11 protein-coding genes are annotated in these 12,549 nt (G+C 43.7%); all 11 read right to left on the bottom strand.

Annotated elements, in window-relative coordinates:
* Window positions 1-90 precede the first annotated feature (90 nt).
* Window positions 91-2,511 carry a phenylalanine--tRNA ligase subunit beta gene (gene pheT, locus B7360_RS07535; protein WP_085343170.1) on the bottom strand — a complete coding sequence of 807 codons (2,421 nt, stop codon included), beginning with the start codon at window positions 2,509-2,511 and terminating at the stop codon, window positions 91-93.
* 18 nt (window positions 2,512-2,529) lie between these two features.
* Window positions 2,530-3,513: a phenylalanine--tRNA ligase subunit alpha gene (pheS, locus tag B7360_RS07530; RefSeq protein WP_005385470.1), complete on the bottom strand. Its 984-nt coding sequence runs from the start codon at window positions 3,511-3,513 to the stop codon at window positions 2,530-2,532.
* Window positions 3,514-3,705: 192 nt separating this feature from the next.
* A complete protein-coding gene (locus B7360_RS07525) occupies window positions 3,706-4,881 on the bottom strand; it encodes a hypothetical protein (RefSeq protein ID WP_085343168.1) in 1,176 nt (391 codons plus the stop codon).
* A 10-nt stretch (window positions 4,882-4,891) separates the two neighbouring features.
* A complete protein-coding gene (locus B7360_RS07520; protein WP_048626274.1) occupies window positions 4,892-5,683 on the bottom strand; it encodes an outer membrane lipoprotein-sorting protein in 792 nt (263 codons plus the stop codon).
* Window positions 5,684-5,701: 18 nt separating this feature from the next.
* Window positions 5,702-8,080 (bottom strand): RND family transporter, encoded by a 2,379-nt coding sequence (locus tag B7360_RS07515; RefSeq protein ID WP_085343166.1) that lies wholly within the window; start codon window positions 8,078-8,080, stop codon window positions 5,702-5,704.
* Between the two features lie 246 nt (window positions 8,081-8,326).
* Entirely contained in the window at window positions 8,327-9,115 is a 789-nt protein-coding gene (locus B7360_RS07510) for a TetR/AcrR family transcriptional regulator (RefSeq protein WP_005395898.1), read from the bottom strand.
* A gap of 488 nt (window positions 9,116-9,603) precedes the next feature.
* On the bottom strand, window positions 9,604-10,413 hold the full coding sequence (locus tag B7360_RS07505) for a helix-turn-helix domain-containing protein (RefSeq protein ID WP_046874836.1): 810 nt from the start codon (window positions 10,411-10,413) through the stop codon (window positions 9,604-9,606).
* A gap of 366 nt (window positions 10,414-10,779) precedes the next feature.
* A complete protein-coding gene (locus B7360_RS07500) occupies window positions 10,780-11,097 on the bottom strand; it encodes a heavy metal-binding domain-containing protein (RefSeq protein ID WP_005377919.1) in 318 nt (105 codons plus the stop codon).
* A gap of 190 nt (window positions 11,098-11,287) precedes the next feature.
* Entirely contained in the window at window positions 11,288-11,641 is a 354-nt protein-coding gene (gene rplT / locus B7360_RS07495; RefSeq protein ID WP_004727974.1) for a 50S ribosomal protein L20, read from the bottom strand.
* 40 nt (window positions 11,642-11,681) lie between these two features.
* Window positions 11,682-11,876, bottom strand: coding sequence for a 50S ribosomal protein L35 (rpmI, locus tag B7360_RS07490; RefSeq protein WP_005377932.1), 195 nt, complete (start codon window positions 11,874-11,876; stop codon window positions 11,682-11,684).
* Between the two features lie 121 nt (window positions 11,877-11,997).
* A complete protein-coding gene (gene infC, locus B7360_RS07485) occupies window positions 11,998-12,549 on the bottom strand; it encodes a translation initiation factor IF-3 (RefSeq protein WP_074191168.1) in 552 nt (183 codons plus the stop codon).

Raw genomic sequence — 12,549 nt, 5'->3', positions numbered from 1 at the left:
AACTTGAACATCGATAAGGTAATCCTAAAAATAAAAAACCCTGCCAAACTGGCAGGGTTTTCATTTCTTAAGAAGATACGTTACGCGAGATTAGTCACGCAGAGACGCACCAAACTTCTCAGAAACGTGAGCAACGATAGCGTCAACCGCACCAGCGATATCTGCATCTTCAAGCGTGCGCTCAACTGATTGTAGAGTCAGAGCGATTGCTAAGCTCTTCTTACCGTCTTCAACGCCTTTACCTACGTACACGTCGAACAGTTTCGCATCTTTAAGGAACTCGCCACCTTGCTCTAAACAAGCATTAACGATGTCACCAGATGCTACCGCTTCGTCCACAACTACTGCGATGTCACGACGGTTTGATGGGAATTTAGAAAGCTGAACCGCTTCTGGAATCACTTTACTGTTGATTGCAGACCATTCGATTTCGAATACGATAGTACGACCGTTTAGACCGAACTTACGCTCAAGCTCAGGGTGAACGGTACCGATCACCCCCACTTCTTTACCATCTACGATGATTGCCGCAGATTGACCTGGGTGAAGTGCTGGGTTAGCTTTTTTGCTTTCAGGTGACAGTGCAGCGAAAGAGTACGCTTTTTCGTTAGCTGACAGTTCTAGAACTGCTTCTAGGTCGCCTTTAAGGTCGAAGAAATCAACGGTGTTAGTTTCGATATCCCAGTGCTCTTCACCACGAGTACCAGCAATAACACCTGCAAGCATAGGCTCTTGGCGCATGCCGTTTTCTGCAGATTCACATGGGATGAAACGTAGGCCGTATTCGAATAGACGAACGCGTGGCTGTTGACGCTTCTGGTTGTGAACAACCGTGTTCAGCAGACCTTGGATAAGACCAAGACGCATTGCTGACATATCTGCAGAAATTGGGTTTGGAAGCACTAGAGGCTCAACACCAGGTACAACTAATTTTTGTTGCTCAGGCTCAACGAAGCTGTATGTAATTGCTTCGTGGTAACCACGGTCAACAAGAAGATCACGAACGCGTTTCAGTGGAAGATCCGCTTCAACGTGGTTGTGCATCTTAAGTGCTGCAGCTGGGTGTTGGTTAGGAATATTGTCGTAACCGTAGATACGGCCAACTTCTTCAATCAGGTCTTGCTCGATAGCGATATCGAAACGCCATGTTGGGGCAATAGCAACCCAACCTGCTTCACCGTTTTCAAGAATAGAAGCTTCAACCGTTAGACCAAGACGCTCTAGGATTTCTACAACATCGCTATCTGCGATGTGGTGACCTAGTAGGTTGTCTAGTTTCGTACGACGCAGTGCTACTTTGTTTGGCTTAGGCAAGTCTGCTTCAGACTCAACCGTAACAACAGGCGCTACTTCACCACCACAGATTTCAACAAGAAGTGCTGTTGCACGCTCCATTGCGCTTGCTTGAAGGGCGTAATCCACACCACGCTCGAAACGCATTGAAGAATCAGTGTGAAGACCGTAGCTACGAGCGCGACCACGGATGTGGTCAGGTGCAAAGAATGCACACTCTAGTAGAACGTCTTTAGTCTCAGTTGTTACACCAGACTCTTCACCACCAAAGATACCTGCGATTGCAAGTGCTTTGTTGTGGTCAGCAACAACTAATGTATCTGCGTTTAGTTCTGCTTCGCTGCCGTCAAGAAGTGTTAGCTTCTCACCTTGCTCAGCCATACGAACTACGATGCCACCTTCGATCTTCGCTAGATCGAATGCGTGCATTGGTTGACCTTGCTCTAGAAGCACGTAGTTAGTGATGTCTACTACAGGGTCGATAGAGCGAATACCACAACGACGCAATTTCTCTTGCATCCATAGTGGCGTTTCAGCTTGAACGTTTACGTTCTTAACCACACGACCCAGGTAACGTGGACACGCTGCTGGCGCTTTCACTTCAATAGACACTTTATCGTCGATTGAAGGCGCAACTGCTTCTACTGATGGCTCAGTCACGTCAGCACGGTTTAGTACGCCAACTTCACGAGCTAGACCACGAATGCTGAAACAGTCAGCGCGGTTTGCTGTTAGATCTACGTCTACCGTTACGTCATCTAGACCTAGGAATTCACGGAAATCAGTACCGATTACTGCGTCTTCTGCTAGTTCCATGATGCCGTCTGACTCAACATCAATGCCTAGTTCAGTGAACGAACAAAGCATGCCGTGAGATGGCTGGCCACGTAGTTTCGCTTTTTTGATTTTGAAATCGCCTGGAAGAACAGCACCAACTGTTGCTACCGCTACTTTCAGACCTTGGCGACAGTTAGGTGCGCCACAAACGATGTCTAGAAGCTCTTCTTCACCCACGTCAACTTTAGTAACGCGAAGTTTGTCTGCATCTGGGTGTTGACCACATTCAACAACGTGACCCACTTTAACGCCAGTGAAAGAACCCGCTACAGGAAGAACGTCGTCTACCTCTAGGCCGGCCATTGTAATTTGGTGAGTTAGCTCGTCAGTAGTAACCGCAGGGTTTACCCACTCACGAAGCCATGATTCGCTGAATTTCATGTTGATGAACCCTCTGGATTACTTGAACTGTTTTAGGAAACGAAGATCGTTCTCGAAGAACGCACGTAGGTCGTTCACGCCGTAACGAAGCATTGTTAGACGCTCAACACCCATACCGAATGCGAAACCAGAGTATTTTTCAGGATCGATACCTACGCTGCGTAGCACGTTCGGGTGAACCATACCGCAGCCTAGTACTTCTAACCATTTACCGTTTTTGCCTTTCACGTCTACTTCAGCTGAAGGCTCAGTGAATGGGAAGTAAGATGGACGGAAACGTACTTCTACTTCTTCTTCGAAGAAGTTACATAGGAAATCGTGCAGGATGCCTTTCAGCTGAGCAAAGTTTACGTTCTCATCAACCAGCATGCCTTCCACTTGGTGGAACATTGGCGTGTGCGTTTGGTCGTAGTCGTTACGGTATACACGGCCTGGTGCGATGAAACGGAATGGTGGTTTACCATTTTCCATCGTACGGATCTGTACGCCTGACGTATGAGTACGAAGCATCAAATCTGGATTGAAGAAGAAAGTATCGTGGTCAGTACGCGCTGGGTGATCAGCGGCAATATTTAGCGCATCGAAGTTGTGGAATGCATCTTCGATCTCTGGACCAGCCTCGGTGTTAAAACCAAGTTCGCCAAAGAACTTCTCAATACGCTCTACAGTACGAGTTACTGGGTGTAAACCACCGTTTTCAATACGACGACCTGGTAGTGTTACGTCGATTGTTTCTGCTGCTAGTTTCGCTTCAAGCTCTGCACGTTGTAGCGCGTCTTTACGAGCTGCGATAGCTTGCTGAACTACGCCTTTCGCTTTGTTGATTTCTTGACCAGCTTCACGGCGTTCTTCTGGTGGTAGTTTACCTAGGCTTTGAAGTTGAGCAGTTAGCTCACCTTTTTTACCCAGATACTGAACACGCACTTCATCAAGTGCGACTAGCGATTCGGCAGCTTCAATTGCAGTGCTCGCGCTAGCAATGATCTCTTCTAGATGTTGCATCGTTTCCTCATCTACCTGTTGGTAGTGTCCATAAGGGAGTGATTGGTTTTTTGATAGCTGTACATAGTAGCCAAACCGGGCACCAATGCCAAATTGAATTACGAAAAGAAGAGGTTATTGAATAAAAAGAGCACAAAAACGTCAAAAATGTCATCTTTCATTAATCTGCCGTTAAGTTGTGCCCTTTGTGTTTTAGAAATAGTATTGAATAGATAGCTCGATAAAATCGTCATCTCGGGCGAAATAGAGCAAATCGTTTGGCGTTTCATTTTGGAACAACCAAGCATCAATTTGCCACTTAAAGTTATTCGATATTCGGCTCGAGGCTTCTAACTTGGCATTGTAAACATCGGCGTTATCTAAATCCTTTGTGATTCCCGTCAACACTTCCGTTCCGTCCTCGTCGTTGAGCGCCCAACGAATGCCTGCAAACACATCATTTTGACCGATAGTTTGTGCGTTATTCCCACGACTGTCGTAGAGGTACTCACCAATCACACCCACATCCCAAACCGTGTCAAATGCGCCAACGAAGGTGTACTCAAATCCCGTCACAAGACCGACATGATTATCAGCACTATCTCGATAAACACTTTCCAGCTTCCATAACCAATCGCCAACGATTCCTTGTACATCGAGACCGACATGACTCATCAGAGCGTAGTAAGGCTTTAATTCCCCGTACTCAAAACGAAAGTAAGGATCCCGGTTTGTTCCATATAAATAGCTCAGGCCTACGTCCCAATCGCCAAGCATTTTCGAATATCGAAAAGCCACATCTACCTGCTTTTCTTCTCTGCTTGATTCATAGATAGCATCATCTGAGACAACAGGTTCGGTTCGTAAACGACCGTCAGTACCCGCAAACGTTCGTTCCCTAAAGTAAGGTAATAACATTGCATGGACGGTGCCCCAGTCTTTGAATGAGGTGAAATGCAACATTGGCTGACCGAGTTTATCTTCACCATCGACGGCTTCAATGGCGTCTGTCTGGTTTACTACATCAACCAAATGGGCGGATTCCGTCACTCCCCAAAAGACCTTACTAATCCCAACTCGAAGCTCATAATCATCCCAATAAGTCAGATAAAGCGCCTCTCTTATGTCTCCGTGACTTCGCTCATCGTCTAGACTATCCAAACGATAGAAAGGTGTGAGGGTAAAGCTCGCATCACCATTTTGCATCTCCCAGTAAAATTCTGGCTGCAAAACCAATGACGTTTGCGCTTTGCTCTGACCCTGAGAGCCAGAATCAAAAAACTGACGATGCTCAATATTGACTTGTCCTGCAAGCTCAACGGCGGCAAGAGGCATCGAGTAAAGAGAGGTTGCTGCGCTAAGCAACAACCCAACATTTGATCGGTTCATTTCTCCTCCACTACCTCACTCGTTTTAACACATTCTTATGAAAATCATTGTCTTCGAGACCAGTGTTAAAGCGCATTTCACTTGTTGTTAGCTCAGTGCTTTTTCCTGTTTGATGATTTGTCATCGCCATAGTGTGCGCTCGCCAATATTGGTTGAGGTACTGCTTGTAATCGGAAAAAGAAAGCGTTTTTAACAACGACCCTTTGCGATCGTAAAACTCAACTTTCAGTGGGCGGTAATGCGCTTTATCTAACCACACCGTTTGCTTGGTATAACCTGAGTTCTTATCGGTCGGAATTTGCTCTACGACGAAAACATCTTGCCCGTTTATGCTGTCATCTTTTAGGTAGTTGAAACGGTATTTTTCAATCTCAAAGGAACTGAGATCCTCATACGCAAATTCACTGCCCATGAAAGGGCCTGATTTGTTACGCGAGGAAATACGTTTCACACGCTTCAATGCTGGAAGGTAAAGCCACTGGTCATCGGCACCCACTGTATGAGAGTGGTTGAGAAACGCGGTGCCTTTCACATCTCTTGGTTCATCAAATATTGTGAGTCCTTTGTCACCATCGTCCTCAACTTCGAGTGATTGGAGGCGCATTAAACGTGTGCTGCTTTCTCCTTGTGCGTTCCGCAGAATCATTTTCATGGTAGCAACAGAATCCCCCCACCCTTCATCACGGGCTTTGCGCTCTTGAGCAATTTCTAATCCTTTCGCTTCATCCGCTAACACCGCATGACTCATAAAAAGCGAGACAGAAAGTGCAGATACTTTTAAGGCATTTTTTAGTAAATTCATGTTCAATCCTTTGATTCGTTATGACTGAATAACAGCCGTGGTTTGAGAGTCAGTTGATTTAAGCTTGTTTCGGCGGTCCACCTCGTCGTAGACGCCTTTGTCAAACAACATCAGTAGAGTCGGTAGAAAGATGAAATCCACAACAAGAGCAATGAAGATAACAATGGCACTCAACTGCCCCATATCGGCATTTAAGCGGAAGCTCGACATCGCCAGAACGGAGAAACCAGCAACAAGCACGACAGTCGTAATCCAAAGCGCGCGCCCCACGGTGCGAAAAGCGTAACGAACCGCTTGTTCCGCGCTATGGCCATCTTTACGAGCGTGTTGGTATTTAGAGAGAAAATGAACGGCATCATCAACCACAACGCCAAGCGTCAACGTCACAACAACAGACAACCCCAAATTAATTTCACCAGAAACCAGCGCCCAAATACCAAAACCAATAAGCGCAGGGGCGATATTCGGGACCAGGCTGATTAAACCGAGCTTGAACGAGCGTAAGGCAAAGATCAGTAATGCCGAAATTAAGACCAGAGTGATAGGCAAGGTTGACAGCATGCTAGCCATATTCGTTTCGCCAATATGCGCAAACATCAGTGATGGACTAGAAGCAACAACATCATACTGAGGCGCGTTTTCGTTAAACCATTGGTAAATACGATTTTCCAAATCAACAAGCTCGACGCTGCCCAAGTTCTCCACAGTGAGAACCATCTTGATCGACGACTTATCAACATTGATTTGGTTGTTCAAATCTAAGCCATACGGTAGTGACATTTCATAAAGCAGCAGATATTGAGCCGCTAATTCTCTGTCTTGAGGGAGCGAGTAATAAGCCTGATCATCTCCATGCATGTTCTTGTTTAGACGCTTATAAACATCGCTCAAGGTCGCAACATGGTCCGTTTCTGGCTGCAACCTTAGCCAGTCAGTAAATTTACCCACGGTATTGAGAAAATTAGGATCCGCAATACCCTGCGATTCGTTAGTTTTTATCGCGATACTGATGTTCGCCATGCCACTGATTCGCTCTTCCATAAAATCAGCCGCTCGACGAAATTCATTGCTATGACCAAAGTACTCGACGGATTCATCGTTGACTTTGTTCAGCGGAATCAAACTCGCACTCGCGACAATAACAAGCACCGACAACGGCAATAACGCATGTCGCTTTGACACCACGAAATCCCCTAAGTGATCCATAAAGTGCTTTCTTTCATCAGCAGTGTCTGACTTCACCCTAACAGGAAGGATATGAAGTAACGCCGGAAGTAATGTGATGGAAAGGAAACAAGCAATCATGACGCCAAGGGCTGATAGGTTGCCGAAATCTCTCAGGATTGGAGAATCCGACATATTCATCATTAAAAAGCCGATCGCGGTGGTAATGGAGGTAATCAGGATGGGCATGAAATTGAGCGCAATACTTCGTTCAATAGAATGGGCTTTACTAAAGCCGTTTTGCATAGACTGACGCATCGTCGCTATAATGTGTACACAGTCGGCGACGGCAAGCGTCATCACCAAGGTAGGCACATTAACTGTCGCCGTGCTTAAGAACATACCAGCCCATCCTGATAATCCCATTGTCACCATAACTGAGCCGATAATAACGATGAGTGTCGCGATGACGCTAAGCAATGAGCGCAACATGAGAGTCAGGAAAACCAATATCACTAGTAGCATGGTCGGCACTAGCGTCGCGCTGTCATCTTGAGCTGCGGTCATAAACGCGTAGTTCATTGCAATAATACCGGCTTTGTGGAACTCAGTATCCGGGTACACTTGCTGATAACGCTCAATCATTCCGTTTATGTAGGCAACCACTTCTTGTACTTCAGCGGTTTTATCGACCTCAGGGAGTTGGACCGTAATATTCACGACCGTGACATCCCCTTTTTCGGAAATCAGTGAACTTTTCAAAACCGGCTCACTCAACGCAATACTTTTGACTTTCTCGATTCGCTGAGGCGTCAATTCATATTCGCTATACAGTAAATCTTCGACAAGAAGATCATCTTCAAACGCTTCGGTATGCTGGTAGTTGGCAAGGGAATCAACACGGGTGGAGTATGGGACTTGCCACGCCTCGTCAGTGATCTGCTGAATAAGAGATAAGGTGTTAGGAGTAAAAACAGTGCCACTTTTTGGCGCTATGACCAAAGCAAGACTGTCAGATTTTGCAAAGGTAGTCTGAATTTCATCAAACGCAAGTAACTGCTCATTTGTTCCATCAAAAAAGATGTCGTAATCCCCTCTAAAGTAAAGATTTTTTCCTCCAATAGTTGCTATAACAATCAATAAAACGGTAGCAAGCACAACCAACACACTGTAATTCGTTGGTAGCTTGACCCAGCTCATTCGGGCTTGTTGTTGAACGTTGTGATATGGCATCACACTCTCCTTTTGTGACGTTTCGTCAAATTTAAAAACTAAAAAAACAGCGAATGCTGTGATAACCAGATAACTTCAACATATAAAAATCAGATCGAATTTATTTGGTTATATAAGTTAGTTTTTGAGTAACTTCCTATACTTCTCGAGATCGGTAACTTGAGTACCAATTTCTAATTTTTTGACGATTCGTCACAATGGTGTAATAAAAAAGCCAACTAAAATATTAGATGGCCTCTATAACGATTAGCGATTCACAGACTCTAAATAAGCAAGCTCTTCGCTGAACAATTCCTGTTCCACTCGACGCCACGTTTTACGGTAATCCCACTCTGTCGATAAAGGTGACCACCCTAAACCATCAAGTAACATATTCGCGTTATGCAGTACTGAGAATGGATCTTGAATTCGCTGAATACATCGACTGTTCGATGCATTTTGCGCTAGAGCGTTTGAACCGAAGGCAATAGACCAGTTAGCAAATACGATGGCATCAGAACCAATTGCGGGAGAGAACTTAAGGTCTCCACATTCCACCGCATTATTCACCAACGCATCAGCACCATCTATTACTTGTTCTTCTAAGTTGTTCAATTCATTCACACGCTTAGGCGAAGCTTTCTCTAGGACCCAAGGCGTCTTTGCAACAATCGCACAGGTTGATAGTACAGGCTCCATACGAGCGTAAATACGATAACCTACATGCATAGCAATGATTTTTTCTCTGGTATTGCCATTGAACTTAGCGGTACGTTCGAAAAATATTGCTTCGCTTCTCAGCGAGTGAATACAAAGCGCAAGAATTACATCTTCTTTGCTGCAAAAATGATTGTAGATCGTTCCCTTCGAGTAAGGGCTTGCCGCTGTGAGCTTGTCCATCGTTAAGTTGGCAAAACCTTGCTCTTGAACCAGAGACTTAGCCAATTGAATAAGCTCTATTTCACGATCAGCAATCGCCTGTTGTTTTTTAGTTAGCCCTGAAGACGTACGACATCCGTCTTGCTTGCTATCTTTTTTACAGCGAAAGTTAAACATAATCCTTTGATCCGTATACCAACACACTCCCAATAATTGTAACACGATTCTTGAATACAGGAACGCCACTAAATTTGACGAACCGTCATAAATGACACTTCGTCATAATAGTTCAAAAAACAAACATTGCAAGTATGAATTTATAGCTAACCGAAAAATAAGCTTTAATTATATATAACCAAGTAACATCAAGATGCTTGGTTCAGCGAGAATGATTTGATTGTAAGGAAAGGCTAGAGTGGAGTGCGGGGACATAACCCCAAAAATCAGAACCTTAAAAATTGGACAACGAGTGATATTGAAATGATGTTATTCAAAAAAGCCCAAAACACTTAAAGTTTGGATTCAAAACAGCAACTGATAGATGCTCTATTTACAAAGTGTGCTCTGTCTTGGGCTTTTCTTTTACTGCTTCCTTTCAATATTAGAGCTGCAAAACTCAATAACATAGTGAGAAAGCGATTCTCTTTAAGTAAAAGACTGAATTTCTAAATCGAGAGGCTTGGTTTATCACCTGCAGATGCAATGGCATAACGAATATCGTCAATAAATCGCCCTTCTGTCTCGATAATTCCATCAGAGAATGTGACTGGTTGATGTGGCCCTGCAAGTAGAACAATATTAGTAAAATCAGAGACATTGAAGTTCTCTGCCACAACATTTTGGGAATGAAAATCAATAACCGTTTTTGCGACTTGATCTTCCAGTTGCAAAAGCTGCTCTTCGGTAATTTTCATGCGTGCCAAAGCCACACGAACGCATTTATCGTGGGTTGTTGTCTGTTCTTTTATGATTTCCGTATATTTATCATTGAGCTTGGAGTTTTCTGCATAGCTGTAATATAACGGCCCGTGCAACGTTATATTTTTATCTTCATCAACGTAAACAAGATCCAATAACTCCAAAGCTTTTAGGTAATCAGACATGCTCTGCTCAGACAAATCATACTTTTTCTTTAAAATGGAATATCCATCTTTGCCTCGCAGCATTCTCAATTCACGATAAAAATCGTAAAGATGGGGAAATTGAAAAAAGACTTCATCTTGCGTACGGCTAAAGTAATCCTCGTCTTCGCCTTGTAATTGATTCGCAAGCTTTTGTAGTTCATCTAACGTGCAATCAACAGCTCTACAATATTCAAGCAGTTTATCCAAAGCGAGATTTGTGCTTGTTAAGTGTCTCTTAAAAGTGGACAGCGGCATGCCCATTTTCTCAGATAGCTCTCGATATGTTAGCCCTTTTGTTTTAATCGCTTGGCGTAATGCGGCTAGCAAGTATTCGGGAGTCAGATCTCTCATCTACAATTCCTTTTGGCAATGTTACAGCTGTATAGTATTTGTAACAATTTAGAACCGCTTGGCAAGGTATAAGTTCATATTTTTATAAGAAAAATATGAATTAATATATCGAAATCAAAATTCACACGATAAATGGAAAATTCAATATGAATTCAATTTCATTATGAATATAAAATAATACACAAAACAAAAGTGAAGCAATTACTCTAAATCATCGCAATTAATTTTAATAGTAACGTAGAGTTGAGAATATAAACCTATTCGCTCTGCAAAAATCTAGAATAATTAACCTAAAAGGAACAGAACGGTAAATGCATAATAATTCACCGCTCTCTATTAGCATTTTTGCACTGCTATTCAAGTAGACTAGTCCGCCAGTTTCACTGCAGTACCAAATGCCAAAATTTCCGAAGAACCATCTACGATTGAGCTTGTGGTAAATCGAATCCCTACAATTGCATCGGCACCTTTAGATTCAGCGTCTGCTACCATGCGCTGTATAGCTATATCACGCGCGTCGGTCATCATTTCCGTGTAACCGCGAATTTCGCCGCCAACAATGCTTTTGATACCCGCCATGAGGTCACGACCGATGTGTTTTGATTGAACAACATTGCCAGTTACAACCCCTCTTATTTCAGAGATCTGCTTGCCCGGAATGCTTTCTGTCGTTGTGTAGATCATTTTTAGTCCCTTATAAACGTAAAATATATACCCAAGCCATTTTATTACCAATAGAGCAGCGATCACTAATCAAATCGGGAAGACTGATAGACAAGATTCTGAATGGAAAAACTGAAAAATATTTGGGTATATATTTTAGCAATAAAAAAGGAGAGCTAATGCTCTCCTTCTCTTAATCCTAAACTGCTAATTAAAGAGCAGCTTTCGCTTTTTCAACTAGAACTGCAAATGCAGCTTTGTCGAATACTGCGATGTCCGCAAGGATCTTACGGTCGATCTCGATAGATGCTTTCTTAAGACCGTTGATGAAACGGCTGTAAGATAGACCATTTTGACGAGATGCCGCATTGATACGTGCAATCCATAGTTGACGGAATTGACGTTTCTTAGCGCGACGGTCACGGTAAGCGTATTGACCAGCTTTAGTAACTGCTTGGAAAGCTACGCGGTAAACACGTGAACGCGCACCGTAGTAACCTTTAGCTTGTTTTAGAACTTTCTTATGACGTGCACGAGCTTGTACACCACGTTTTACGCGAGGCATTATGCTTCTCCTAAACTAAACGATTGATAACTAAAAAGAATTAAGCGTATGGCAACATACGGATTACTGCAGCCACTTCACATTTTGGAAGGATTGCATTCGGACGTAGTTGACGCTTGTTCTTAGTAGTACGCTTAGTCAGGATGTGACGTTTTGTAGCGTGCTTGTACTTAATACCACCAGCAGTTTTCTTAAAACGCTTAGCAGCACCTTTGTTGGTTTTCATCTTAGGCATGATGAATAACTCCGCATTGAGTAGGTTTAATAAACAACGTAATTAGGGCGAACAAAACCCAGCCGTTATGCCTTTATCGAAAGGAAAGCGGCTAGGTTTTAATTACTTGATGAGCCGTTAATTACTTCTTTTTAGGGGCTAGCACCATGATCATCTGGCGACCTTCAATCTTCTTAGGGAAAGATTCAACTACAGCAAGTTCTGCAGTATCTTCCTTAAGACGATTTAGAACGTCAACACCGATGTCTTGGTGTGCCATCTCTCGGCCACGGAAGCGAATTGTTACCTTCACTTTGTTGCCTTCTTCAAGGAAACGCGTCAGGTTGCGTAGTTTTACCTGATAGTCTCCAATATCAGTTCCAGGACGGAATTTTACTTCCTTGATCTGGACCTGCTTTTGCTTCTTCTTCTGCTCTTTAGCAGTTTTGCTCTTCTCGAAGAGGAACTTACCATAGTCCATCACACGACAAACAGGTGGCTCGGCGTTAGGACTGATCTCAACGAGATCCATACCAGCTTCTTCAGCAGCTGCAATGGCTTCTTGAATCGATACAACACCAACTGATTCACCGTCAGCGCCTGTTAGTCGAACTTCACGAATACCACGAATTTCACCGTTGATACGGTGCGGGTTTTGTTTTACCGGCTGTTGGCCACGTCTTCCGCCTTTAAT

Origin of the sequence: Vibrio sp. ArtGut-C1 (genome assembly GCF_002105475.1) — a bacterium.
GTDB classification, from domain to species: domain Bacteria; phylum Pseudomonadota; class Gammaproteobacteria; order Enterobacterales; family Vibrionaceae; genus Vibrio; species Vibrio diabolicus.
The sequence above is the reverse complement of the archived record's forward strand: the minus strand, read 5'-3'. Positions and strand labels throughout refer to the sequence as shown.